Source organism: Achromobacter arsenitoxydans SY8 (assembly GCF_000236785.1).
Taxonomy (GTDB): Bacteria; Pseudomonadota; Gammaproteobacteria; order Burkholderiales; family Burkholderiaceae_B; genus Achromobacter; species Achromobacter arsenitoxydans.
Genome location: NZ_AGUF01000046.1, coordinates 49641 through 73207, shown reverse-complemented (window position 1 = coordinate 73207; position 23567 = coordinate 49641). Strand labels below are relative to the sequence as shown.

The following is a 23567-nucleotide window of genomic DNA, read 5'->3' as shown; positions in this document are numbered from 1 at the left end:
TTAGGAGGGAGTTGGATTTCAGCCGTTGTCACCTGGCGCAACCAGTTGGATCGTTGTGGGCATTGTGGGGATCGGCCCACCGCCGGGGCCGGAATGCTCGATGACTTGCTTGTCCATCCCCAGCAGCTTGGCTTTGCCCATCGTGGCGGCAACAGCGGCGGACGACTGAGCCGTCTCCGCAGTCAGCGCGGCTTGGCGAGCCTCTTCCAGCTCTCGCAGTAGGTCATCCACGGTCAGCTTGTGGCGGTCAGCGTGGTCGGCCTGCAGTTCCGCGACCCTTGCCGTAATCTTGCCGTTGTCCAGAAGCTCCTTCGCCTTTCGATTGACGGAGTCCGGCTTCATCTTGCCGGCGTTGTAGGCGCGCCGGTATGCCTCTGAGGCGTTGCCCGTCTCTACATAAGCAAGGGCGAAGGCCTCCTGCTTTGGAGTCAGGGCCATAGGTTTGTTCCTTGAGGGATATCACGTCCATCCGACTACTCGCCAAGCGAGCTGGGCGCCGCGGTTCTCGTCGCGCTGGCCACCGGCGACAAGACCGGTAGAAGTGTCCCGCGCATTTGCCCCTGCGCGGACGCCGGGCCGGCTGCGGCGACTCATGGGGGATTACTGTTCTGCTAGGTAGGTGTCCCAGTACCAGCCGTGGCCGGAGACATAGGAGAGCCGGCCCATGTCAATTCGGTCGCGGGCCTCCTGCCATGTGCTGCCAGGGACGGGAGAGGCGCTATGGCCTTCGATCTCGTCGGTCAGAACGACTCGTCCGTCTGCGTGGGTGCAGCGGTAGAACATGGCGGCTCCAATGAAAAAACCGCCCGAAGGCGGTTCGACGTCAGCACAGCAGGACTACTCTGCAGCTATTAAGGTTTCCTGACGGAAGACCTTTTCAGCTACCGACTCAAGCCCGACAAACCAAAAACACAGGACACTGCCTTCGCTGTATCCGTCCTCGGCCACAGTCATAAGGGGGCCGCCACTTTTCAGTTGCACGACATCGCCGATTTTCCATTGATTCATGACTCTTCCTATGAGGTTGGTAGAGCCTTGATCATGCCCCATGCTGCGATGAAGGGCAAAGCCTAATCAGCTTCATTTCTTCAGGGCGCAAGAGCCCGCACGTATTGTGATGGTTTCTGAGATGCTTTTCCAGAAGACGATGTTATGCTTTTCCACCAATACTCCGCGTGGGCGCCGTTGGTTACCTCCTCGCGAGAACTGGCGATGTGCCCCGTTTCCTCCAGAGTGAGCAAGACGCGCCACACTCCGGTCCGGACAACAGCCCTTTGGCGCTGGTCCGCGCGCGGCGCCACATGATTGATGATCTGGCGCATCTTGAACCTGCGTTCCGGGTAGGCCGCCATCAAGTCCATCACCTCGTGCGCATACTTCACGCCAGCCTCCTTTCGACCTGGCTGCGGAAGAGCCCCAGATACAGCTTATATTCGGTTTCGGTTAGGGCCACGCCCGTCGTATTGGCGATCCATTCCCGCGCAGCCTTGACCCGGGCCCGGGCGTCAAGGTGGCCGAACATGGGGCGCTTCTGTGGGTATTCGGCGATGATCACCATGCGCTCATGCCAGGGGAGCGCCGCGTGCATGCTCTCCACGACCAGAGCATGGTCCGTCAGGATTGGGCGATGGTCGTCTTCCCAGGACACATACGGCGTCATGTTGCCCACGGTGGCGCCTGACCATACCCAGCGGCTCCAATTCCAAAGCAAATCATCCCCCGTCAGCCTACTCATCGGCCACCTCCAAAAATCCGCCGAGCGGCGTCATTGATTGCGCGGTTCAGTTCAAACAGCCCCATCTGAAAACGCCGGCGCGCGCGCTTCGTCATCAGCCCATCCAGGACATGGGGCCGACCCCAAGACAGTCGGGACATACGGGCCCGTAGCCGTCGAAGTTTCATGCCGGGTCCACCTCGTACTGTTTGCATTTCTTCCCATACGGCTTGCCCTTCAGGCAGCGCACGACCGTATCGCCAAAGGGCGATTGCACCGTGCGGGCGTTGGCGCAGCCTTGGCAAGACCGCTTCAGCGCGGCTTGCTGCCGGCTCATCACGACCAGCATCGGGTCGCGGAATTCCCACTTCTGCAACTCGACCGTCACCGTCCAATCTCCACGAGCACGAAGCCCTTCTTCTCCACATCCAGGGCACGGTCCAGGACGAGCGGCCGAAACTGGCTGTCGTCGATCCCCAGCGCGGCGGCAATGCCATCCAGCCGCGGCTTCTCCGCTGACAGCAGGCCGTCCAGGTCGCGGCGAATCCTGTTGGGCGCCACCCAAGTGATCGACACTGGCACCTGGCCGGCGCCGGACAGGTTGTTCCGGCCGAGCGCTTCCTTGGCGGCGAAGAACGCCGACTCCCGCGCGCGCACCTTGGCCGCGTGGCTGGATCCCCAGTGCTTGCCGCCCTTGCGGTTTGCCATCAGGCTGGTGTCGGGCCACGGCAGGCGGATGGTCAGTCGATCCAATGTCATGTCAGTCCCTCAGTTGGCTGTATTTCGGTTTCGGCTTGAACTGCACGGCGTTGCGCGCTTCGGCGACCGCCTGCGCGTCGGCATTTAGGAAACGGGAGTGCTGCCCCTGGAAGGTCAGGAACACTTCGCCCAGCGGGCCCATGCGCTGCTTGCGAATCAGGATCTCGGCCAGGCCCTTGTACGGGCTGTCTTCGTGGTAGTAGTCGTCCCGGTACACCATCATCACGACGTCGGCGTCCTGCTCGATCGCACCGGATTCGCGCAGGTCACTGAGGATCGGCCGCTTGTTCGGGCGCTCCTCCACCTTCCGCGATAGCTGAGACAGCACGATGATCGGGCAGCCGAGCTCGCGCGCCAGCAGCTTAATCGCCCGGGTGATACCGCCCAGGTCTTCGTTCCGGGTGGAGCCCTCGCCCTGCATCAGCTGCAGGTAGTCGACGACGATCAGGTCGAGACGTCCCTGGCGCTGCTTGACCTTGCGCGCCGCCAAGCGGATCCGCGCGACGTTCGCTAGGCTGGGATCGTCTGCGATGATCAGCCGCTGGTTTTCCAGCTGTTGGATAGCATGCGTCAGCCGCGGCCAGTCGCCTTGGTGCAGCTTCCCGGTGCGCAGGCGCTGGGTGTCGATAGCGCCGTAGCGTGCAATCGAACGCTCCGCCAGTTGGGCCGCAGCCATTTCCAGGCTGACCACCAGGGCAACGCCATCATCCTCGGTCACGTTCTCCGCGATGTTGATTGCGAACGTCGTCTTGCCCATCGAGGGGCGGCCGGCGATGATGATCAGGTCGCCGTCTTGGCAGCCGCTGGTCTTCTCGTCCAGGTCGGCGAAGCCCGTGGCCAAGCCAGAAACTCCGCCCTCACGCTCACCTCGGGCTTCAAGCTGCTCGAGTACGTTGCGCAACAGCGCGCCAACCTCAACCGGGTCGCGGCCCGCGGTGCGGGTGTCCGCCAGCGCCATAACCAGACCTGTAGCGCGCTCCACCAACTCAGCGGGATCGGCGGATTCCGCAAGATCGGCGATGTCGTGCCCAACGGCCAGCACATCTCGGCGCACGCGGTGGGCCCGGACGATCTCCGCGTAGCTGCGCACGTTGGCGCTGCTGGGCACGTTGTGGGCGATGGCGTTCAGGTAGGCCAGGCCTCCTGCATCCTCAGCCTGCCCGGCGGCCTGGAGCGCGTCAAAGACCGTCAGCACGTCGGCCGGCTTGGAGGCGTTCATCAGGCTGGCCGCGGCGCCGAAGATCAGCCGGTGGTCGTGGCGGTAGAAATCCTCCGCGCTCAGCAAGTCGCCCAGACGGTCCCAGGCGCGGTTGTCCAGCAGCAGCCCGCCAATCACGCCCTGCTCGGCGTCGACAGAATGCGGCGGCACGCGTACGGCTTCGGTCTTCATGCAGCGTCCCTCCGTGCGTGCAGTTTCTGCGCCTGAATGCCAACGGTCGTCAGGGCGAACTGCCCCTCAGCGTCGGCGTACCAGAGCCGGTAGTAGCCCTTGGTGACGTAGTTCAGGAAGTGCTTGCGCCAGTCCGCCTGCAAGCGGCGCTCGTTGGTGCCGCCAGGCGAGTGCTCGCCCTTGAACACGTCCCAAGCCAGTTGCACGAATTCCATCGGCAGCTCGACACCGTCCACGTACTTGCGCAGAGGCTCGTACCCGCTGATCGCCGTCTCGCCAGCTGCACGGCAGCGATCGAGAAAGGTTTTCAGCGAGCAGCGCTCTTTGCGTTCCCGCTTGGGTTTCTCAGCCGAAGGCGCATCGGACTCTTCACCCCCCTGGCAAGGGGGGTTGGGGGGTATTTCTTCTTCTTTCTCTTCTCTTTCTCTAGCTAACGCACCCGTAACGCTCGGTGCGTTACTCGAATCGTCGGATGGCGTTTCAGGAGCGTTACTGCTACGGTGGTTCGCAACCCTCTTTGCGGTCTGGGCGCGTTTCTTCGCCGATGCGCCGTTGTGGTCTTCAAAGTTCACAATGAACACGCCCTCCGAATGGTTCTCGATCCATCCGATATCGACAAGCGCCTGCCCCAAGCCCTGAACGCCCGTCTTCCGGTCTATCTGACGGCAAGACAGGCCGGGCATGAAGCCGTCGGCGGTATGTTGGTCAGCCGTGGCCCACAACCAGTACAGACCGCCGATGACGGCAGCCTCGCTGCTGTCGGTCAGGTCAACCAGCCGCGCGACGCGGGGGTCGTCCCACAGGTTGCTGCGCATCTTGATCCAGTCGCCGGCCATCACTCATCTCCTTTGACCAGGCGGCGCAACGGCTCAACGGCCCGCTGGTAGTGCATTTCCACTTCGGCGGGCCACTGTCCGCGCTGCATCAGCGCAGCCCGGGTAGCGTCCACGTATTCCCATTCGCGCTTCCAACGTTCCGCCCTCGGGATGCCTCCCTGGTCGTGCTGGCGATGCAGCTCAGGGTTCAGGGGGAAGCACAGGCTGTCGCACGCCTTCAACGCGCCGCCCTTCCCCAGGTTCACGTGGCACGCCTGCGCCGGCTTGCCGGTCACCAAGCACCCCAGCGCTGCCACGTTGCGGCGGTGCTGCTCACTGCGCAGCAGCGTCGGCAGCTTGTGGCCCGGCGGTCGGTAGAAGCCCATGACGATCTCGACCTTGCGGCCCAGGCCTTCGCCGCGGTCCGCTTTCGTGCGCTTCATGGGCGTCTTGCGCTTCAACGTCGAGTTTCGGTTCACGCGTCTCTCCCGAGGCTCGTGCGCGACCACTCCACGCCCTTCTCATTGCCGAAGGCGTAGGCCAGCTCAATCAGTTCCGTCATCTGCCGCACGGTCATCTTGCTCGTGCGCTGGCCCAGCAGGACCATGCCTCCGTCAATGCCCATGGCCATGCGCGTTTCGCGGTGCAGGCCGGCCGTTAGGATGTCTTTGACCTCTTCCTTCTCAACCATCACCAGGGCGCCGTTCACGACGAACTGCACTTGGCGGCTGATGTCGGTCAGGATCGACCACATCATGTCGTTCTGAGCCGTGGACCGAGTGGGCGGCTTGATCTCGACGCGATACCCCGCCGGCGCGTTCGCGCAGGCGTGCGCAGCGTTGTGCCGAGCCGTCGAATGCGAGAGGACAAAAACCTGTTTGTCCACGGCTATGCCTCGTCCTCGTTCTCGACTTCGGCCAGCAGCCAGTTCGCCGCCCAACGCTTGAGAACCTTCTGATCGTGCGGCGTCGTGACCACGGAGTTCTTGGGCGACACCTGCAGCCCGGTCGCGGCCAACAGCAGGCAGAACTGGTCCAAACCTTCCTTCTGGCGGCTCACGGTGCTGGGATCAACTCCCATCAATTCGGCTGCACGGACCTGCGTTACGTGCGCAAGCCGCCGCAATATCTCGGATTCAATCCGTGCAGCGTTCTTGCGTGTGATTTCCTGACGGTCGACAGATACTGGTTGCGTGCTCATCGAGTACTTCCTTATGAACAAAGAACGAGGGTTGTTTCGTGAACGAAACGGAAAAGCTGTTGAAAGAGGCCGCCTCCATCGCCAAGCGGACCTTTCTTGATCCGTCGGAAGAAGCGGTGCTGGAAATCTTTAAGGAGCTGTGCGCCGAGCGTGACCGCATGGCGTGGGCGACCGACGGCCGTGACAGCGCGACGGTGCATTGAATGGGCGGCCGGCCCCCGTTCGCTATGATTTGCGCTCTCACACGACAAACCGTTGGAAAAGGAACCGACCTTGAAAGAGAACAAAGAAAGCGAATCCAGCGCGCGAGCGCACGCCATGGTCTTGGAGATGGCGTTGGTGACGCTGATTCGCATGCAACCCGACGATGTGAAGCGGGCATTCATGGCCGTCCTCCCAAAGAACGTAGAAGCCTGGCAAGAACACGCCTTGCTATCGACGTACTCGGACGAGTGGATTGCGGCGCTGAAAAAGCACTCAGACGCTTTGCTATCTCTTGTCGAGAAATCAGTCCAGAAGCCATAAGGCGTTCGACCGCAACATCCGGCGACGTAGGCTCAGCGTTGTTTTCACGCATGGCTGGCCTCCTGCTGCGCAGGCGCGGCGTCGGACGGCTTCGTGCTGTTGTGGCTCCCGCGCAACGTAGAATCGGGAGTTCTCACACAGCCCTTTTCTACGTTGGGGGAACCCTCATGGACATGATCAGCGCGCTCGCGAGCATGCGAGCCCTCATTGACTTCACCAAGGTCGCCGTCGCTGCCAGGGACGACCACCAGATCGCCCAAGTTGAGCAGCGTCTTACCCGGGTACTTTTGGATGTCACAAGCGCCGGCCTTGAACTCCAGCAAAAAGTGCAAGCGGGCATTGATACGGAGCGTGCGCTGAAAGACCGCGTACGTGAGCTCGAAGAACAGGTCGCGGATCTTGTAAAGCGGGCGGCTGAGCGGGAGCGCTACAAGTTGGCCCCACTTTCCGAAGACGTCTTCGCTCTTGCGTTGAAGGAAGAATGCGCAGGCACCGATCCCCACCACCATCTTTGCCAACCGTGCATGGACAACCGGGGTAAGAAGGCGACGCTCCAGCGTAAAACGAAGGGGTTCATGATCTACCTGACCTGCCCAGAATGTAGCTACGACTACCCCACTGGAAAGGGGGTCTCGACCCAGCGGCAGCCGTTGAACTACCCGTCCATGGGGAGATTTTGATTTCCTCACGCCGCCTCCTGCTGCGCAGGCGCGGCGTCGGAGGCCTCGACTATGCGGCGCAGTCCGCGTACGCCCAGGCACGCGCCGAGCCGGGTCAATGTCGTGTATCCAGGGTTCGGGATCTGCCCCCGAACGAACTTGGAAATCCACGAATGCGAGATCCCGGATGAGGCGGCGATAGCGGGCCATTCGCCGCGACGGGCAAGTAGCCGATTCTTAACATCTTGGTCGAGTGGCATATTCATGGCGCCACATTAGCAAAGTTTTGCTATTCGATCAAGCAACACTTTGCTAGCAAGAAATTGCACACTTCGCGCATGAGCAAGCCAACCCTAAACGACATACTCGCGACGAACCTCGCCCGCCTTATGGAAAAGACTGGCCATAAGCAGGCGTCGCTCGCGAAGCTATCTGGGGTTGGTCAGACTACGATCAGCCTGTATCTGAATCCCAGCCGCCGCCAACCCAGCAAGAGCGGAAAGGTTCCTTCGGCGAAGTTCGGGGAAGTAGAGGCATTGGCCGAGGTTTTCGGCGTGCCTCCATGGGACCTGCTGCGCCCGTCTGACGCCAGCAGCGAAACATCTCGGGCGATGCCAACAGCGCCCGCGCCAATCCGACGGGGTTCCCTGGTCGACATGGACCACGCCGACGATCCGTTCCCCATGCGCATCTCGGGCTTGCCGCCGGCGCCCTGGGAAGGTGGTCACACGACCTTCGAGGCCGAGCAAAACCCCAAGATCAGGATCAGCACCCAGACTGGAGTGGTGGCCAATGTCGGCCCAGGCGAGCCGTATGCAGCGAATGACAAGTTCGACAAAGTGCCGGAAATGGCCGACGTGCGGCTTGCCGCCGGCGACGGCATCGAGAACCACATTGAAGAACAGACCGGAGTGATGCACTTCCGCCGCTCGTTCCTGCGCGCCGTGGGAGCAGATGCCGGGAAGGCTCGCGTCGTCTACGCCAAGGGCGACAGCATGGAACCCATCATTCGTGATGGCGCCGCCCTGCTTGTCGTGCCCAATGAAGATCTGACCGTGCGCGACCTGGCCGCGGGCGGCGTCTACGCCATCAACTACGACGGCAAGATGATCGTGAAGACAGTGACTCGCGACCGCCTGACGAAACAATGGGTGGCGCGCTCATTCAACCCGGCCTATCCGGACATCCCGTTGGAGAACGGCATGCCCGTGCGAGTCCTTGGACAGGTCGTCTGGTCAGGCGCCAGGCTGCGGGATGATGAGGCGGGGCAGTGGGTGCAGGCCTAACGCGCTGTGCCTCCACCGGTACGACCATGATGGCCCTCTCCAATGGTCTCAAGACATAGCATGTGGCCATGTTATGATTTGATACAGATCACCCCGGCCGTGTAGCCGCGGCCACATTCGCCGATTGATAAAATCTATTTTTGATAACATATCCAAGTAGATATAATGTCCCAAGTCATTGTTGAACCCGCCGCAGAGCAGGATCTAGACGCGTTGTGGGACAGCAACGACCCGGCAAAACAGGATGCCGTCGCTCTTATAGAGGCGACGTTGGCGGAAATTGCTGCAGACTCAGATTTTTTGAGTCGCATGTTTCGCTACCACCAGACCCGCGTAGGAGACCCTACAGTTGAAGCGGACAGACTTGTTGAATTTTGGAACGACCGCACAGCGCCTCGCAATCTGTCTCGACTGAAAATGTGGCACTTCCCCGAAGACGGCGGACACCTATGCTCTTATCGCGTAGTGTATGCGTATGACGGCCGGTCCGAGGCCTATCACGTCCTTGGTGTCATTCACCGAAGCAATACAAACTATGACCGAAAACACCCACACATCGCCCGCATTCTCAGGGACTATGATGACCTTGGGATACCATGATCTGGGACAGAACGGCGCCTTTAGTGAGGGACTTCTGATCGTCGCCCACCACGTGCGATTGCCTCGCGAGAGCGTCAAGGCGCATTTTGGGAAGGGGCGCCCAATAGGGTCGATTGTTAAAGATCGCGAGGCCGACCCAGCGCGGCGCGCAGCTCTTCAGAGAGCACGCAAGCATCTCTCTAGCGTTGCTGCAGACTCGCCAGAGGCGATGTCCGCTCTCACAAGGCTTCGCCTTTCTAAGGGGCTGTCTCAATCTGAGCTTGCTGATATATGCGAGACTCAACAGTCCTATATCGCCAAAATTGAAAAATCGAAGGTCGACCTTCGTGCGGGGACGATTCGTCGATTGGCAACGGCCTTAGGCGTTTCGTGCGACGAGATCATTGAGGCGACCGGTAAAAGCGATGAGTGAAATGGCCTATCGGGAGAACATCCAGTTCTCCGTGATGTTCTGCAATGACGTACGGCTCGAGCGGGACGGGCAGGTCACGTATGTCGGCGTGTATCAACCTCACCTTACAGTGAAAGAATTTCCCTACTCGTTTCGCGGGTTCTGCGTGGTCCTAAATTTCATGGCCCCAGTAGACGTCCTCGGCGAGCAGATCTGCTTCCAAGTGTTCCGGAATGACAAAGTGGTGATGGAGTTCACGCCCGACTCCGGGGAAGTTCCTACGCCCAACGCTGCTATCCAGATGTCGATCAATATGGAAGTCGAGTCGTTAGAAATTTCGGAGCCGACGAAGTTCTACGCACAGGTGGCGATTGGTGAAAAGGTCTACCGCTCACGCAACGTCCTGAACGTGACCACCGAGCCATTTAGCGGCACCACGGAACAAGGGCGAGAGACTAAGCCATTGATGAACGAAGAATGAGAAGTCTTCGCCAAAGCCACCCCCGGGTGGCTTTTTTGTTGGGCGCCGGCCGAATGACCGGCGGGGCCTGCGCCCTACTTCGACTTGTGCAAGAGCACCATTGCGTCGCCCTTCTCGACCGCCGACTTCGCGGACACGTCCGACAGCGTCACGAGGAATGACCCGTTCGGCTTGGACGTCAGATTGCTGAACACGTATGGCGCTTGGTCGACAAACACAGCGACCGCCGAGAACGGAAACTCCTTGCCCGTGTCGTTCTTCACCTTGATAGCGAACTTCAGATCGAGCTTCCCAACTGGCGACTTCTTTTGAGCGTTGCTGATCTTCGTCTTGATTGCCTCGGGGACACTCACCGATAGCAGCCCGTGTTCGTTGGACACGAGATTGATGTGCGATGCCGACGCGAGCTTGCCGTCTGCGTCCTTATCCAAGAACACCGGCATTGAGAACCGGGCGAACGACTCAAAGCCTTTGCGATAGCACTCCTCATACTTCGCATCCGAGAAGATGCCAGGAACAGCTTGCTGCACATCCACCAATGTCTTCGACGGCTGGCGCGAGTCTTCATGGCTCTGGCACGCGGGCACCTCCACCAACAGGTTGCCGGCGAGTTGCTTAGTCGGCGAGCTCAGCAGATCGGTCAGGCTGACTTCAGTTTCGACAGTCGTTTTGCAGCCGGCCACCATCACAGCGCACAGCACAGCCAGCGCGACCTTTCCTGTCCTTTTCATTGGTTCTCCTGAAGGGTGAGGGGCGAGGGCCCCGGGTAGTGACCACACTTTAACAACTTCAGACAAATCGTGTCCGCAGGTTGCGGCTTGCGAAGGTCTTGGTACGGCCATAACTAGCAAAGTTTTGCTTGACCGAGCTAGCAAAGTATTGCTATTGTTCATCCACGCGCTGCAAACACGGCGCAGCTAGACCCCCACGGACCCTCAGCCAGCAGTCAGGGCATCGCCTCAAGAGGGAGACGTACCGCCACGAAGTCGGATGGGGAAGGCGAGCACCGCTCTTTAACAACCCGCACAGAGATAGAACAGGCCAATGGCGCGAAAGCGCGGCTAGGCCCCGGGCTCACCCTCCGCCCCGGAAAGAAGATCGACGAGGACATCAACGACCCAGGCGCGGCAAGAAGCTGTGCTGTTTTGCCTGCGGACGATTGATAGGGCAGCGCCCCACCTGGAGCCGCGATGAGCGGGAGTAGCTAGGGGAACGTTGCCCCGGAATTTATCCGTCAGCCCGTTCATTGAGCGCTGGCTGACGAATGAATCCTCACAACCCGTGAGCAACCAGGGAGAACAGCATGGAACGCAAACACATCGTCGTTTGGTGGGATGCCAACGGCAACGCCCGCCAGTCCGAAAAGATGGATCGCGCAGCCGCTGAGACGTTTGCCGCGCACATGCTGCCCGAACAAGAAGCCCGTCTGGTTCTTGTGTCTGCCTAACCCCCACCCGCCCCGGGTGCCGGGGCAAGGAGACTCACCATGTCCACGAACATTTTCAGCAACGCGACGACGGCCCAGGCGGTCGCGGAAATGACGCTCTACGGCGGCACCGGCATGAAGCGGATGGCCGATCTGTGGATCGTGCTGGACGGCGAGCGCCGCGCCACGCTTGAGGCCGCGTTTAAGCCTGATTTCGACCGCTACCGCGAAATGGCCGCCAAGGGCGCGCCGGTGGCTCTGCCCGTTCCCACCCTTGCCCAGCGCGCCGCGCAGGACGTGGCCGCCCGGGATTGCCGGAACTGAATCATGAACGCCCGCCAATCCTTCGAATCCTGGGGCGACGATCCGTCGCGCTTGTCCACCTATGGCGACATGGGCGACGAGAGCGATGCCGACGCGCCCAGCGTCACGCAAGAGCGTGCTGTAGCCCTCGTGGTGGCCTGCCTGGGCAACGAGACGGCCGGGGCCTTCGGCCAGTCGGCGCGCATCTGGGGCGAGTGCCTGCTGGACCAGCTGGCCGACAACCAAGCGGCGGTCGCTCTGGTGCTGCTGGCCGGGGCCACCACGCCGAGCGTTGGCCGGTTCCTGGCCAAGAACCTGGAGAGCTTCATTCACGCCGAGGCGAATCGCCTGCTGGCGGACATGGACCCGGACGAAGCGGAGGCCTACCTGTGATCGCCTTCGTAATCCTGGGCTTTGTCCTGCTCGCGCAGGCCATCGCCGACGCCTGGAGGTCGCGCAAATGATGACCGCCTACGCCGTGTGGGCCATGGCCGCCCTTTACGCAATTGCCCTGATCGGCGACGCCTTGATGGCGCGCTGCTGGAGAGACGAATGAGCAAGATAAACGACGGTGGCCCGGCCTTCCCCAACGTGCCGGATGGCGCTGGCGATAGGTGGGCCGACTGGGACACCGGCATGTCCCTGCGCGACTACTTCGCGGCCAAGGCCATGTGCAGCGCGATGGATCTTTCCCCCGCTCGGTGGTGGAACGAAGGCGTGAACCCCGCAGCGGGAACCGGCGAGATTCAACGAGTGGCAAAGGTCGCATACACCATGGCCGACGCCATGCTGGCCGCCCGAGGTGCCCAATGATCCGCCGCCTCCTGCGCGCCCTGCTGCGCCTCGACCGTCACGAATGGGTCGGCGCTGCCTGCGCGGTCGTCTTCATCGGCGGCATCGTCGTGGCCTACGGCGACCGCCAGCAGCGCGACGAGCTTGCCCAATCCACCCTCACCGCCTGCGAAGGCTGCGGCAAGACGGCCGTGGCCGCGCGCCAACCCTGAGAGACCACCACCATGACCGAAGTTGCAGACGAAGTGTTTGACGCGCCCGCGGCGCTTGCCGAGTTCAACCCCGTGCAGAAGGGCCTGGCCGAGCTGCGGCAGGAACTGGCGGGGGTGCAGTTCGACGTCACGACGACGGCCGGCGACAAGGCGGCGCGTGCGGCGCGCTCCCGCTGCGTCAGCATTCGCACGTCGGCCGATGCGGCCTACGAAGGCTGGAACAAGCCGATGCTGACCAAGCAGCGCGAAATGCGCGCCATCCTGGCCCAGATCAAGGACGAGGTGAAGGCCATCGAAGAGCCCATCGACGCCCAGATTAAGGCCGAAGAGGCGCGCAAGGCGGAAATCAAGGCGGCGAGGGAAGCCGCCGAGCTGGCGCGCCAGCAGGCCATCCAGGAACGTCTGGACCATATCCGCGACTTCGCCACCAGCGCCGCCGGCCTGTCGTCCGCCAAGATCGCGGCGATGCGCGACACGCTGGCCGAGTTTCCCCTGACCACCGAACTGTACGAGCACCGCGCCGGCGAGGCGATGCAGCTGCACTCCGAGGTCATGGCCAAGCTGGAACAGATGCACGGCGCTGCGACGGTGCAGGAAGAGGAAGCGGCCCGCCTGGCCGCCGAGCGCGCCGCGCTGGAACGCCAGCGCCAGGAGCAGGAAGCCGCCGCCGCTGCCGCCCGCAAGGCGGAAGACGAGCGGCTGGCGAAGGAGCGCGCAGAACTGGAAGAGCAGCAGCGCCGCCTTCAGGCTGAACGCGAGGCCGAAAACGCCCGCCAGGAAGCTGCTCGCGCCGAACAGGCCCGCAAGGATGCCGAAGCCGCCGCAGCGCTTAAGCGTCAGCAGGATGAAGCAGCCGCCGCCCTGCGTGCCCAGCAGGACGAAATCGACCGCCAGCGCCGTGAGTTCGAAGCACAGCAGGAAGCCGCCCGCCGCGCCGAGCAGGAGAAGGCCGAAGCCGCAGCCCGTGCCGAGCGTGAGAAGGAAGAAGCGGCACGCGCCGAAGCCGAACGCGCCGAGCAGGCCCGCCGTGACGAAGCCGCGCGCCGCGAGCGCGAGAACTTCGAAAAGGTCGGCCCTGGCGCCACCGCCATCGCGTACGCGGTCGCTGAGTCCTTCGGCGTGGATGTGCAGGTCGCCGTCGCTTGGCTCAAGGAATTCGACGCCGCCAGCGTCGAGCAGCTCACCGAGTAATCAACCCCATACGCCCGGCCGAGTCTCGGGCAGGAGAAAACAATGTCTGAAGCCACCACTATCGAATCCCAATCTACCGCCCTGGACCTTCCCGCGGCGAACACCACCACCAGCGGGTTGGTGCTGCACGCCGACAACATGGACAGCATGATGCGCGCCGCTGAGCTGATGGCCGCAGGCAAGGCCACCGTGCCGAAGCACCTGCAGGGGAGTCCGTCCGACTGCATGGCCGTGATCATGCAGGCGATGCAGTGGAACATGAACCCCTTCGTGGTGGCGCAGAAGACGCACCTGGTGAATGGGCAGCTCGGCTATGAGGCGCAGTTGGTGAATGCCGTTGTGCAGTCATCCGGCGCCATCACCGGCCGCTTTCACTACGAATACACCGGCGATGGCAACGGCCTGGCCTGCCGCGTCGGCGCAGTCATCGCCGGCGAGACGGACATTACCTGGAGTGAGTGGCTGAAGGTGTCGGACGTCACTACCAAGAATTCGCCCCTCTGGAAGACCAACCCGCGCCAGCAGATGGGCTACCTGCAGGTCAAGAACTGGACCCGCGCCTACACCCCTGGCGCGCTGCTGGGCGTGTACACGTCCGACGAACTGATCGAGGCTCAGCCGCGCGAGCGCGATATCACCCCGCGCACGGCCGCCGAGTTCGCCCAGGCAGCCAAGCCGCAGCCGGCGGCACAGGTCGACCGCGACCAGCTCATCCGCGACATGGAAATGATCGCGCGCAGCAATGACGCGGCACCGCAGCGCATCGCGGACCTGGAAGCAGCCTGGAAGAAGCTCACCAAAGATGAGCGCGCTGCGGTGGGCGCCGACGAAATTAAGCGCCTGAAGTCCCTGGCCGCTGCCGAGGACGCCACGCCGGCGCCCGCTGCGCAGCAGGATGACCTGCCCACCGAAGACAACCCCTTCGACGGAGTCGAAGAATGAACGCGCCCGCAGAACAACGCACCGAGCAATGGCAGATGGACCGTGCCGGCAAGCTCACCGCGTCCGTCTTTGCCGACATCATCGGCCAGACCAAGGCCGGCAAGCCCACCGCCGAGCGCGCGAAGCTGATGCGCCTGAAGGCGTTCGAGCGGCTGGCTGGCATCCCCAAGCACGAGGTCGGCGCGCGCTCCCTTTCCTGGGGCAAAGACCTGGAGCTGGCTGCCACCGAGGCCTACGAAGTCGACACCGGCAACATCGTCGAGACCACCGGCTTTGTGCTGCACCCGCAGCACGACTTCATCGGATGCAGCCCGGACGGCCTCGTATCGTCGGACGGCGGTATCGAAATGAAGTGCCCACACGATGAGCAGGTCCACGTTCAGACGTGGCTGGAAGGGATGCCTGATGACCATATTCCCCAGGTCCAGGGCTGCATGCTCGTCACGGGCCGGCAGTGGTGGGACTTCATCAGCTACGACCCACGCCAGGCCCCGGCGCTGCGCCTGTACGTGCAGCGCATCCCGCGCGACGAGGCCTACATCAAGTTCCTGCTGACCGCCCTGCTGCAGTTCGAAGCCGAGCTGCGCGCGATGGTCGACACCCTGCGCCGCAAGGCCGCCTAACCCGAGAACGACCATGATCCCCGCCATGAACCGCCAGCAGCGCCGAATGATGGACAAGCAGCAGGCCCGCGTGCGCGCCGGGCGCCGCCCGAATCGCCCGGCCCGGCTGCCCATGCTGATCAAGACCCAGCAGACCCTGGCGCCGCTCGAAGCCATCATCGACCAGATCCAGCGCGACGGCACCGTGACGGTAGACGACCGTGGCGTACCGATCTTCCACTGCGTCGCGGACGGCGAATGGTACGCCAGCGCTCCTGCTATCGCGGGCATGGCGGACTTCTTCGATATGTGGGCGACGCGGCACGGCAGCCCGTTCAAGGCCACAGCGCTGCGCCAGCTTGCCCGGCGGCTGGACGTGGGCATGCCCATAGACGGGCCGCTGATGGCCGCCCTGCAGGCCGAGATACCCGCGTTGCGCCGCATCGGCGCTGGGCTGACCCAGGACGACGCCACCGACCTGCTGCAGCAGACAAGAATCCTCGCCGAGATGGAGGCCCGCCCGTGACCGCCGAACCGACCGAGAGCCCCTCCGACCGGGCCTTCCAGCGCCGCGTGCTGTGCATCGGCACCCTTATCACCCTGGCCGCCGCCGGCATCGTGGCGTGCTTCCTGTACCCCTATTTCTCCGGAGCCTGAAATGTCTGAAAAGAACGAATGGAAGTTGGTGCCTGTCGAGCCGACGCCGGAAATGTGGGCGGCGGTCAACAAGCTTGACGACGAAATGGCTGCCGGCAGCTATGACGGCAAAGGCGCGTCCATTGAGCAAGTATGGAACTGCCTGGTTGATGCCGCCCCTTCAGCGCCTGGGGATACGCAGGACGAGCAGACCGAATCCATCCTCTGGTGGATCATGCGCCAAGCGCAGGAGGCGAAAGAGCCGTGCGGCGATGATCCTGAAAGCCTCGCTGCGGTTCGCAACGCGAAGTTGGCTAGCATCGGCGGCGCTGCAGCGCAGGCCCTCGGCCTTGTCAGGGGGCCAGACTATCCGGCTCCCGCTGCTGGCGATGCGCTGGATGCGGCGCGGTATCGCTGGCTGCGCGACCACGCCTGCAACTCGCTGCACCTTACGCGGGACGGCGAACATGCGTGCAACTACCTGACCGCTGCGCAATGGATCGAGAGTTGCCCGGAGGATTTCCAAGACGACGCCCCGGAAGAAATCGAGCGCATGAAAGCCACGAATACGATCTGGCGGCTTCAGGTCTATCCCAACACGCCAGTCGGCTTCTGGGTTCTCCATGCCTCGACGCTTGATGCGGCCATAGACGCCGCCCAGGTCCCGCAGCAGGGAGAGGCGTGATGGGAGATACATCGCACGTCGTCAGCGACGCAGACCTGAGAACCGCCTTTCTGGGCACGGACTTTGGCGGTGCAGATCACCGCAAGCTGATCGAAATCGGCGTGCTGAAGACGGCTTGCGGCTACGGCTCCGGCCACACCCTCACGCAAATCATGATCGGCCTGAAGCTGATCGGCGCTAACGCAACCGTACTCAAGCGGGGCCGCGACCTGATGCGCGCCGCGTACCACGAACTCATGCTCAACGGCGGATGAAATGACCGACACAAACAACGCCGAGCAGCCCGAGCAAAGCCTGCTTCGGTATGACGCGAATAGCCCTTCTGGACTGGTATGGGCCGTTTCTCGTGGCTGCCGCAAGCTTGGCCAGCCGGCAGGAAGCCGGAACGGGCGTGGCTACTTTGAAGTAGAGCACAACCATATGCGCCTTATGGCTCACAGAGTGATTTGGGAAATGCACTATGGACCAATTCCAGATGGCTTATGCGTTGATCACATCAACGGTCGGAAAACTGATAACCGAATCGAGAATCTTCGATTGGCGACCAAAGCCGAGAACGGTCAAAACCAGGGGAAGCAAAGTAGCAACACGACCGGAATTAAGGGGCTGACCAAGCATTCTGTCAATGGAACGTGGATTGGCCAAATCAGATGCAACGGCACGAGGTATTCCCACTATTCCAGGGACCGCGGCGAAGTGGTCGAGTGGCTGAAGAACAAACGCCAGGAACTGCACGGAGATTTTGCACGCTATGAATAACTCAACGCAACTTTTGTCGGATGACGACATTCTCCACCTAGCCAGCCTATTCGGCGTCGGCACCCTTCCTGTTCTCTCTGGGTCATACCAGAGCCAAATTCCGGAGGGTGAGCGACTCGCGCAATTCGCCCGCGCCATCGAATCCGCCCTGCTGTCCAAGCTGCGCGCCCCTGTAGCCGATGAGCTGCCTCACTGGGAAGAAGTTTCAGCCAAGTTGGAACGCGACGAGACGCTGACCCCGCTGGAGTTGTTCATCTTTGACAACGAACCGGCCGGCGACGAAGACACTTGGCGCGATCAACTGGCCGCCGCCCTGGCAAGCGCCCCTGTAGGCGGGGAGGCGCATCCCCCGACGCGGCATTGCATGTGCGAAGACTGCGCGCCGTCGTTCTCGGATGCCGCGCCCCAGGCCAGCGAGGCGGAACAGACGATCATCGCCGCATTCCTGGAGCGTTCGGGGCAGTGGCTGACCAACGACGCCATCACGAAGGCAGCCCGCAATGCGGCTTTGGAAGAAGCGGCGGTGGCATGCAAGGAAACGTCAATGATGAACGTCGACTCCTATTGCGGGGCGACAGCCTCGATGTGCGCTGATCGAATCCGTGCCCTCAAGTCACAGAGCGCCGCCCTGTCCGCGCAACCGGGAGCGCAGAGAACGGGAGGCAGCGAGTAATGGCCCTGTCATCGCACCAGTCGGCACGCATGAAGAACGACGAGTGGCTGACGCCGCCTGGCATCGTCGCGGCGCTGGGCACGTTCGATCTGGACCCCTGCGCGCCGGAGGTTCGGCCGTGGAGTACGGCCCACCAGCATTACACCGTGGCCGACAACGGCCTGCAGCAGACCTGGAAAGGCCGCGTCTGGTGCAACCCTCCCTTCGGCCGTGAGGCGGTCAAGTGGCTGCGCAAGATGGCCGCGCACGGCGACGGCGTGGCCCTCATCCCGGCCCGAACCGAAACCGCCATGTTCTACGAATGCGTGTGGGACGCGGCCGATGCTGTGCTGTTCATCGAGGGTCGGCCGCACTTCCACTACGTCGACGGCACCCGCGCACCATTCAACTCGGGCGCGCCCATCTGCCTCGTCGCCTACGGGCTGTCCAATGTCGCTGCCCTCGAGCGCAGCGGCCTGGGCGTCGTCCTGCCGATTCCCCGGCGGCGTGTAGGCCTTCCCCACCCCAAGCAGCACAACGACGGAGGCGCGGATGAGTGAAATCCTGAACCTGAAGCACACGCTACCAGATACTGCGCAGGCGCATTACATCAGCCAGGAGCAGATCGAGGCCAGCCGCGATCCGTGCAGCGCCATAGGCACGGTCGCGCATGTGCTCGTCAGCGAGCGGCATGGGAAGTTTGACCTGGTGCATCTGGTCGCACACCTGATGGAGCAAAAGGCGGCGCTGGCCGCCCAGCTCTGCGAGTGCGCCGAAACCCTCGGAGCCGACAAGATCGACGAGCAGCGCGCCATGCGGGCCTATGCCGACGCTATGGCGCTGCTGGCGGAAATGAGTCATTTATCGAGCACGCCCGGTGGCGATGCATCATTAAAGGAGCTCTGATGGCTTCCCCTTATCTCACGCCTGACGAGGTCAAGGAATTGACGGGCTACGTTACGCGCGCCGCGGCCTGCCGCTGGCTTGATCGGAACGGCTGGCCCTATGCTACGCCTGCGGGCGGCGGCTGGCCGCGCGTGCTGCGCGAGTACCATGACGCGCGCCTGTCCGGCGAAGAAAAGCGCCGGCCGAAACGGGGCGCCGAACCGAATTGGAGATGCGCGGCATGATTGCCAAGCGTACGAAGCACCTGAAGCTGGGCCTGCTACCTCGCATGGATGCGCGCCCGCGCGCCAAGGGCGGATGGACCTTCCGCTATTACACCTACGACCGGAAGTACATCAATCTTGGGCACGACCGCGCCGAGGCGATCAAGCGGGTGCTGGAAATGGAGCGACGGGCGCCGGACACGGGCACAGTGGCCGAGTTGCTACGCGAGTACATGGCCAGCGGCAGCTTCAAGAACGAGCTGGCCCCGCGCACGCAGGACGACTACATCGCGGCCAGCAAGGAGATCTTGGAGCGCTTCGCGGACATGCCAGTGGACGACGTCAAGCCGCCTCACGTCGCGCGATACTTGCGCGTGGAGCGGGCGAAGGCACCAGTTCGGGCCAACCGCGAAATCGCCCTGTTGGCGTCGGCGTTTCAGTTCGGCATCGAACATGGCTATGCCACGGCCAACCCCTGCCGCCAAGTCAGGCGGAACAAGGAGCGCCCGCGCTCGCGCTGCCCGTCATGGGAAGAGATCGAATCTTTTTGCGTCACGGCGGCCAAGAAGGGCCCGTCGTCGCATGTGATCGGCCTGATGGCGAAATTCATCGCACTCACGGGCCGGCGTCGTGCTGAATTCTTGAACCTGCGGAAGACCGACCTTGGCCCGGACGGCATCGTGGTTGGCTTCGCCAAGGCCAAGGCGGGCGACGCGCTGCGCCGCGGCCTGATCGAATGGACGCCGGCGTTGCGCCAGCTTTTCGCCGAGCTCGCTCAGCTGGACCGCAAAGCGCGTGACGGGAAGTCGGCCATTCCGGAATCCATGTTCGTCTTCACCAACCGGGACGGACAGCCGTACACCGAACAAGGCTTCAAGGCCCTGTGGTCCAAAATCATGGGGGATTGGGTTGAGACGCCGGGACGAGAGCGGTTCACGTTTCACGACCTGCGCGCCTACTATGTGACGGTGCTGGTGGGCCGGGACGAGAACCCGGAAACTCACGCAAATCCGGCTACCACCAGGCGCGTTTACGACCGCCGGCGCGTGGTCAAAATCAAGGGTAGCGCCTGACGCATGCCACCATTCTTGATTCATGCCACCATTTAGCAGAACGCAGAAAAGAAAAAAGCCGCTCTAAGCGGCTGATTTCTAAGGGAATTCTTGGGGTGGCTGATGGGGCTCGAACCCACGACAACCGGAATCACAATCCGGGACTCTACCAACTGAGCTACAGCCACCTCTGATACTGCTAAAGCCTTTCGGCTTTTCCGCTGCCGGCATCCCTGAAACGTGTTTCAAAAGAAGCTCAACAACGAAGAGGCCGAATTCTAGCACGTTTTTTAAAAGATGCGAAAGCGCCCTCGCGCGGCCGGTCTTGCCAGCGGCGGCAGCCTTGATATCCTTGCGCTTGGCTCACCACCGGAGGCCGCGTCTCAAGCCATCGCCCATGGATCGCATACACGCATTCTTGACCGAATATTGGCCTCATATTGCCTTTGCCATCAGCATCGTGGCGGGCACTGGCGCGGCGGTGCATGCCGCGATGACCAAGCAGGATGTGCGGGCGGCCATAGGCTGGGTGGGGGTGGCGATGTTTTCGCCGATCCTTGGGGCGCTCTTCTATTTCGTGGCCGGGATCAACCGCATTCGCAAAACGCGGGTGTCGCAGCAGCGCGACGACGCCATGCTGGTGGATGCGGAACAGGTGGCGACGGCGCCGGTGGACGTGGCGCCGATATCCGGCGAGCAGTTCGCGTCGCTGAAGGTGCTGGGCGACCGCGTCAGCCGGTTTCAGCTGTTGGGCGGCAACGAGGTGCGGCCGCTGGCCGGCGGCGACGAGACCTATCCGGCCATGCTGCAGGCCATCCGCGAAGCCCGCCATACGGTGGCGATGCAAAGCTACATTTTCGACAACGACCCGATCGGCCGCGAGATTGCGCAGGCCCTGATCGAGGCGCGGGCGCGGGGCGTGGAAGTGCGGGTGCTGATCGACGCGGTCGGCTCCAAGTATTCCCGTCCGCCCATCGTGCGCATGCTGGCCCGCGCGGGCGTGCCGGTGGCGCGGTTCATGACGAATCCCATGGGCGTGCTGCGCATGCCCTACGCCAACCTGCGCAGCCACCGCAAAGTGCTGGTGGTGGACGGGCGCGTGGGTTTCACGGGCGGGATGAACGTGCGGGCGGCGTTTGTCAGCGCGCTGTCCGGCGACGCGACCAACCGCGATACGCATTTCCGCGTGGAAGGCCCGATCGTGACGCAGCTGATGTCGGTGTTTGCGCACGACTGGAACTTCACGACGCACGAATCGCTGCCCGCCAAGCCCTGGTTCGATCCGGACACCCTGCCGCCGACGGGCCGGGTGCCAATGCGCTGCGTGCCGTCGGGGCCCGACCGGGCGCTGGGCAGCACGCACAACATGCTGCTGGGCGCGCTGGCGGTGGCGCGGCATCACGTGCGCATCCAGTCGCCCTATTTCCTGCCCGACCAGACGCTGATCGGGGCGCTGGCGACCGCCGCGCGCCGGGGCATCATCGTGGACATCGTCATTCCAGGGAAGAACAACCTGCGGCTGGTGGACTACGCCATGACGGCGCAGCTGGACCAGGTGGTGCGCACGGGCTGCCGGGTCTGGCGGTCGGGCGGCGCCTTCGACCATTCCAAGCTGATGACGGTGGACGACGCCTGGACCTATGCCGGGTCGTCGAACCTGGATCCGCGCAGCCTGCGGCTGAATTTTGAGTTGGACACCGAGATCTTTGACCCGGCGGTGGCGCGCTGGGTCGGCGCGCGCATCGACGAGCTGATCGCCGGCGCCCGCCGCGAGACGCTCGAGGACCTGCAGCGTGCGCCCTTCGCCAAGCGCCTGCGCAATAAGGTGATCTGGCTGGCGACGCCTTATCTGTAGCGGGCGCCCACGCGCGCTAGCCGTCCGAGGCAGGCACCGCGGCGTGGCGCACCGCGAATACGGCGCTGGCCTTCAGCATGGAGCGGCCTTCCACCTGCAGCAGGCACGTGGCGTAGATGAGCCGCTTGCCCTGCTTGTCGATCTGCACGTGCGCCTCGAGCCAGTCGCCCGGCTTGACGGCGTTCAGGTATTCCACCGACATCTGGGCCGTCACGACGGATACGTGCGCCTGCTCCGCGATGACAAAGCCCAGCGCGCTGTCGGCGAACGTGGCCAACAGGCCGCCGTGCGCCATGCCGTGCATGTTGCCGTGGGCTGCATTGACGCGCAGGGCCAGCACGTTGTCGGCTTCGCGCCGGTAGAACGCGCCAAGATCGGTCAGGTGGCGCATGAACTGGCTTTTGGGAAGCCAGGGTATGAAACCGGCGGGTATGGAGTCTGTCATGGCTGGCGCGGCAAGCGTTCCGATGTGGGTTTGCCAAAGTATCCCAGACGAGGCCGCCGCGGCATAGCGCGGCGATCGGCGCGCGGACGATCTTGGACGCCCGCCGCCCGCATCTGAGGGTAAGATTTACGCCACAACAAACACCCACATGGCAGGAGCAGTTGAAGATGGCGAAAGTCGGCATGGTTGGTATCGGCCTCATGGGCCACGGTATTGCAAGCAATCTGGTCAAGCATGGACACGACCTGACCGTGCTTGAACACCCGGGCAACCAGCCCCTGGATGCGCTGAAGGCCGCCGGCGCGGCCAGCGTGGACAGCGGCGCTGCGCTGGCCGCGCGGTCGGACGTGATCATTCTGTGCGTTACCGGCAGCCCGCAGGTCGAGGCCGTGCTGCTGTCGCCCGGCGGCGTGCTGGAAGGCCTGCGCCCCGGCACGGTCATCATCGACTGCTCGACCGCCATCCCCTCGTCCACCGTCAAGGTGGCGCAGGCCGTGACCGAAAGCGGCGGCCGCTTCCTGGACGCGCCGATGACGCGCACGCCCAAAGAGGCCGCCGAAGGCAGGCTGAATCTGCTGGTGGGCGGCGACGCGGGGCTGTTCGAGGAATGCAAGCCGCTGCTGGCCTGCTTTGCAGAGAACATCACGCACGCCGGCCCGATCGGCGCCGGCCACCGCATGAAGCTGCTGCACAACTACGTGTCGCTGGGCGTGGTTGCGTTGCTGTCGGAGGCCGCGGCCTGCGCGCTGCGATCCGACATTGATCCGGCCGTGTTCGCCGAGGTGCTGTCCAAGGGCGGCGGCGGCGGCGTGGCGCTGGAACGCATCAAGCCGTATTTGCTGGAGCAGGATCCGTCGTCGTTGCGTTTCTTCATGTCGAATGCGCAGAAGGACCTGTCCTACTACAACACCATGGCGGCCGAAGCCGGCGCGGTGCGCGAGATCGGCGCGGCCGTGCAGCACACGTTCGACCAGGCGGTTACGCAAGGCGGCGGCGACCGCTATGTGCCGGAGCTGGTGTCGCTGCTGAAGGACCGCTAGGTAGCACCCCGTACAGGCCGCCGGGCGCCCTGGCGCCGGCGGCCAT

Annotated in this window: 40 protein-coding genes and 1 tRNA gene; 27 read left to right on the top strand and 14 right to left on the bottom strand. The window is 63.1% G+C overall.

Features of this window, described 5'->3' with window-relative positions; genetic code table 11:
* Window positions 1-18: 18 nt before the first annotated feature.
* The 11 genes from KYC_RS12520 to KYC_RS28675 all read right to left on the bottom strand — a co-directional run bounded on the left by KYC_RS12520 (window position 19) and on the right by KYC_RS28675 (window position 5878).
* Window positions 19-438: a terminase small subunit gene (locus tag KYC_RS12520; RefSeq protein WP_008162640.1), complete on the bottom strand. Its 420-nt coding sequence runs from the start codon at window positions 436-438 to the stop codon at window positions 19-21.
* A gap of 162 nt (window positions 439-600) precedes the next feature.
* The gene (locus tag KYC_RS12515) at window positions 601-783 is read right to left on the bottom strand and encodes a hypothetical protein (protein ID WP_008162638.1); all 183 of its coding nucleotides are present in this window, start codon (window positions 781-783) and stop codon (window positions 601-603) included.
* A gap of 54 nt (window positions 784-837) precedes the next feature.
* Complete coding sequence (locus KYC_RS28680; protein WP_008162636.1) at window positions 838-1008, bottom strand: YodC family protein; 171 nt, start codon at window positions 1006-1008, stop codon at window positions 838-840.
* Between the two features lie 370 nt (window positions 1009-1378).
* Window positions 1379-1735 (bottom strand): hypothetical protein, encoded by a 357-nt coding sequence (locus KYC_RS12505; protein WP_008162632.1) that lies wholly within the window; start codon window positions 1733-1735, stop codon window positions 1379-1381.
* 163 nt (window positions 1736-1898) lie between these two features.
* A complete protein-coding gene (locus KYC_RS12500) occupies window positions 1899-2102 on the bottom strand; it encodes a hypothetical protein (RefSeq protein WP_008162631.1) in 204 nt (67 codons plus the stop codon).
* Entirely contained in the window at window positions 2099-2473 is a 375-nt protein-coding gene (locus KYC_RS28405; RefSeq protein ID WP_008162630.1) for a hypothetical protein, read from the bottom strand. Before KYC_RS28405 ends, KYC_RS12500 begins: the two co-directional genes overlap by 4 nt.
* A gap of 1 nt (window position 2474) precedes the next feature.
* On the bottom strand, window positions 2475-3863 hold the full coding sequence (gene dnaB, locus KYC_RS12490; protein WP_008162628.1) for a replicative DNA helicase: 1389 nt from the start codon (window positions 3861-3863) through the stop codon (window positions 2475-2477).
* Window positions 3860-4699 (bottom strand): hypothetical protein, encoded by an 840-nt coding sequence (locus KYC_RS28400; protein WP_008162626.1) that lies wholly within the window; start codon window positions 4697-4699, stop codon window positions 3860-3862. The genes dnaB and KYC_RS28400 overlap by 4 nt, the downstream gene beginning before the upstream one ends.
* Complete coding sequence (locus tag KYC_RS12480) at window positions 4699-5157, bottom strand: hypothetical protein (RefSeq protein WP_238531922.1); 459 nt, start codon at window positions 5155-5157, stop codon at window positions 4699-4701. Before KYC_RS12480 ends, KYC_RS28400 begins: the two co-directional genes overlap by 1 nt.
* Window positions 5154-5564: a recombination protein NinB gene (locus KYC_RS12475; protein WP_050814866.1), complete on the bottom strand. Its 411-nt coding sequence runs from the start codon at window positions 5562-5564 to the stop codon at window positions 5154-5156. Before KYC_RS12475 ends, KYC_RS12480 begins: the two co-directional genes overlap by 4 nt.
* A 2-nt stretch (window positions 5565-5566) precedes the next feature.
* Window positions 5567-5878: a CII family transcriptional regulator gene (locus KYC_RS28675; RefSeq protein ID WP_081478027.1), complete on the bottom strand. Its 312-nt coding sequence runs from the start codon at window positions 5876-5878 to the stop codon at window positions 5567-5569.
* 38 nt (window positions 5879-5916) lie between these two features.
* On the opposite strand from KYC_RS28675, the gene KYC_RS29630 reads away from it, so the two are divergent.
* The 7 genes from KYC_RS29630 to KYC_RS12445 all read left to right on the top strand — a co-directional run bounded on the left by KYC_RS29630 (window position 5917) and on the right by KYC_RS12445 (window position 9820).
* Window positions 5917-6081, top strand: a complete 165-nt coding sequence (locus KYC_RS29630) for a hypothetical protein (protein ID WP_008162618.1) — start codon at window positions 5917-5919, stop codon at window positions 6079-6081.
* Between the two features lie 70 nt (window positions 6082-6151).
* Complete coding sequence (locus KYC_RS12465) at window positions 6152-6403, top strand: hypothetical protein (protein WP_008162616.1); 252 nt, start codon at window positions 6152-6154, stop codon at window positions 6401-6403.
* A 167-nt stretch (window positions 6404-6570) separates the two neighbouring features.
* A complete protein-coding gene (locus KYC_RS12460; protein ID WP_008162613.1) occupies window positions 6571-7083 on the top strand; it encodes a TraB/GumN family protein in 513 nt (170 codons plus the stop codon).
* Window positions 7084-7400: 317 nt separating this feature from the next.
* Complete coding sequence (locus tag KYC_RS29310) at window positions 7401-8348, top strand: XRE family transcriptional regulator (protein ID WP_238531921.1); 948 nt, start codon at window positions 7401-7403, stop codon at window positions 8346-8348.
* Between the two features lie 165 nt (window positions 8349-8513).
* Window positions 8514-8948 (top strand): type II toxin-antitoxin system RelE/ParE family toxin, encoded by a 435-nt coding sequence (locus tag KYC_RS28665; protein ID WP_081478026.1) that lies wholly within the window; start codon window positions 8514-8516, stop codon window positions 8946-8948.
* Complete coding sequence (locus tag KYC_RS28395; RefSeq protein WP_008162605.1) at window positions 8884-9360, top strand: helix-turn-helix domain-containing protein; 477 nt, start codon at window positions 8884-8886, stop codon at window positions 9358-9360. The genes KYC_RS28665 and KYC_RS28395 overlap by 65 nt, the downstream gene beginning before the upstream one ends.
* Window positions 9353-9820 (top strand): DUF6941 family protein, encoded by a 468-nt coding sequence (locus KYC_RS12445; RefSeq protein ID WP_139026510.1) that lies wholly within the window; start codon window positions 9353-9355, stop codon window positions 9818-9820. Before KYC_RS28395 ends, KYC_RS12445 begins: the two co-directional genes overlap by 8 nt.
* Before the next feature lie 74 nt (window positions 9821-9894).
* Here KYC_RS12445 and KYC_RS12440 read toward each other — a convergent pair whose 3' ends face one another.
* Complete coding sequence (locus KYC_RS12440; protein WP_008162601.1) at window positions 9895-10551, bottom strand: DUF7424 family protein; 657 nt, start codon at window positions 10549-10551, stop codon at window positions 9895-9897.
* Between the two features lie 572 nt (window positions 10552-11123).
* Here KYC_RS12440 and KYC_RS29625 point away from each other — a divergent pair.
* The 18 genes from KYC_RS29625 (at window position 11124) to KYC_RS12360 (ending at window position 20202) form a co-directional block, all read left to right on the top strand.
* Window positions 11124-11267, top strand: a complete 144-nt coding sequence (locus KYC_RS29625) for a hypothetical protein (protein WP_008162599.1) — start codon at window positions 11124-11126, stop codon at window positions 11265-11267.
* A 39-nt stretch (window positions 11268-11306) separates the two neighbouring features.
* Window positions 11307-11570, top strand: a complete 264-nt coding sequence (locus tag KYC_RS12435; protein WP_008162597.1) for a hypothetical protein — start codon at window positions 11307-11309, stop codon at window positions 11568-11570.
* Between the two features lie 3 nt (window positions 11571-11573).
* Window positions 11574-11942 carry a hypothetical protein gene (locus KYC_RS12430; protein ID WP_008162595.1) on the top strand — a complete coding sequence of 123 codons (369 nt, stop codon included), beginning with the start codon at window positions 11574-11576 and terminating at the stop codon, window positions 11940-11942.
* 159 nt (window positions 11943-12101) lie between these two features.
* Entirely contained in the window at window positions 12102-12362 is a 261-nt protein-coding gene (locus tag KYC_RS12425) for a hypothetical protein (RefSeq protein ID WP_008162590.1), read from the top strand.
* Window positions 12359-12553, top strand: a complete 195-nt coding sequence (locus KYC_RS12420; RefSeq protein WP_008162589.1) for a hypothetical protein — start codon at window positions 12359-12361, stop codon at window positions 12551-12553. The genes KYC_RS12425 and KYC_RS12420 overlap by 4 nt, the downstream gene beginning before the upstream one ends.
* A 12-nt stretch (window positions 12554-12565) precedes the next feature.
* Window positions 12566-13744: a coiled-coil domain-containing protein gene (locus KYC_RS12415; RefSeq protein WP_008162586.1), complete on the top strand. Its 1179-nt coding sequence runs from the start codon at window positions 12566-12568 to the stop codon at window positions 13742-13744.
* 42 nt (window positions 13745-13786) lie between these two features.
* On the top strand, window positions 13787-14686 hold the full coding sequence (locus KYC_RS12410; protein WP_008162585.1) for a RecT family recombinase: 900 nt from the start codon (window positions 13787-13789) through the stop codon (window positions 14684-14686).
* Complete coding sequence (locus KYC_RS12405; protein ID WP_008162583.1) at window positions 14683-15309, top strand: lambda exonuclease family protein; 627 nt, start codon at window positions 14683-14685, stop codon at window positions 15307-15309. Before KYC_RS12410 ends, KYC_RS12405 begins: the two co-directional genes overlap by 4 nt.
* A gap of 13 nt (window positions 15310-15322) precedes the next feature.
* A complete protein-coding gene (locus KYC_RS12400) occupies window positions 15323-15814 on the top strand; it encodes a hypothetical protein (RefSeq protein WP_008162580.1) in 492 nt (163 codons plus the stop codon).
* A complete protein-coding gene (locus KYC_RS30045) occupies window positions 15811-15945 on the top strand; it encodes a hypothetical protein (RefSeq protein ID WP_008162578.1) in 135 nt (44 codons plus the stop codon). Before KYC_RS12400 ends, KYC_RS30045 begins: the two co-directional genes overlap by 4 nt.
* A gap of 1 nt (window position 15946) precedes the next feature.
* Window positions 15947-16609 (top strand): hypothetical protein, encoded by a 663-nt coding sequence (locus tag KYC_RS28390; protein ID WP_008162575.1) that lies wholly within the window; start codon window positions 15947-15949, stop codon window positions 16607-16609.
* The gene (locus KYC_RS12390; RefSeq protein ID WP_008162573.1) at window positions 16609-16863 is read left to right on the top strand and encodes a hypothetical protein; all 255 of its coding nucleotides are present in this window, start codon (window positions 16609-16611) and stop codon (window positions 16861-16863) included. Before KYC_RS28390 ends, KYC_RS12390 begins: the two co-directional genes overlap by 1 nt.
* Window position 16864: 1 nt before the next feature.
* Window positions 16865-17368: an HNH endonuclease gene (locus KYC_RS28660; protein WP_008162571.1), complete on the top strand. Its 504-nt coding sequence runs from the start codon at window positions 16865-16867 to the stop codon at window positions 17366-17368.
* Window positions 17361-18041, top strand: coding sequence for a hypothetical protein (locus tag KYC_RS12380; RefSeq protein ID WP_008162569.1), 681 nt, complete (start codon window positions 17361-17363; stop codon window positions 18039-18041). The genes KYC_RS28660 and KYC_RS12380 overlap by 8 nt, the downstream gene beginning before the upstream one ends.
* A gap of 29 nt (window positions 18042-18070) precedes the next feature.
* Complete coding sequence (locus tag KYC_RS12375) at window positions 18071-18580, top strand: DNA N-6-adenine-methyltransferase (RefSeq protein WP_238531920.1); 510 nt, start codon at window positions 18071-18073, stop codon at window positions 18578-18580.
* On the top strand, window positions 18573-18926 hold the full coding sequence (locus tag KYC_RS12370; RefSeq protein ID WP_008162564.1) for a hypothetical protein: 354 nt from the start codon (window positions 18573-18575) through the stop codon (window positions 18924-18926). The genes KYC_RS12375 and KYC_RS12370 overlap by 8 nt, the downstream gene beginning before the upstream one ends.
* Window positions 18926-19150: a DUF4224 domain-containing protein gene (locus tag KYC_RS12365; protein ID WP_008162562.1), complete on the top strand. Its 225-nt coding sequence runs from the start codon at window positions 18926-18928 to the stop codon at window positions 19148-19150. Before KYC_RS12370 ends, KYC_RS12365 begins: the two co-directional genes overlap by 1 nt.
* Window positions 19147-20202: a tyrosine-type recombinase/integrase gene (locus KYC_RS12360; protein WP_008162559.1), complete on the top strand. Its 1056-nt coding sequence runs from the start codon at window positions 19147-19149 to the stop codon at window positions 20200-20202. The genes KYC_RS12365 and KYC_RS12360 overlap by 4 nt, the downstream gene beginning before the upstream one ends.
* Before the next feature lie 91 nt (window positions 20203-20293).
* Here KYC_RS12360 and KYC_RS12355 read toward each other — a convergent pair.
* Window positions 20294-20369: transfer RNA gene (locus KYC_RS12355), tRNA-His, on the bottom strand.
* 209 nt (window positions 20370-20578) lie between these two features.
* On the opposite strand from KYC_RS12355, the gene KYC_RS12350 reads away from it, so the two are divergent.
* A complete protein-coding gene (locus KYC_RS12350) occupies window positions 20579-22036 on the top strand; it encodes a phospholipase D-like domain-containing protein (RefSeq protein WP_008162557.1) in 1458 nt (485 codons plus the stop codon).
* Between the two features lie 16 nt (window positions 22037-22052).
* On the opposite strand, the gene KYC_RS12345 is transcribed toward KYC_RS12350, so the two are convergent.
* Entirely contained in the window at window positions 22053-22481 is a 429-nt protein-coding gene (locus tag KYC_RS12345) for a PaaI family thioesterase (protein ID WP_008162555.1), read from the bottom strand.
* A 167-nt stretch (window positions 22482-22648) separates the two neighbouring features.
* Here KYC_RS12345 and KYC_RS12340 point away from each other — a divergent pair, with 167 nt between their 5' ends.
* Window positions 22649-23521, top strand: a complete 873-nt coding sequence (locus tag KYC_RS12340; protein ID WP_008162552.1) for an NAD(P)-dependent oxidoreductase — start codon at window positions 22649-22651, stop codon at window positions 23519-23521.
* Window positions 23522-23567 lie beyond the last annotated feature (46 nt).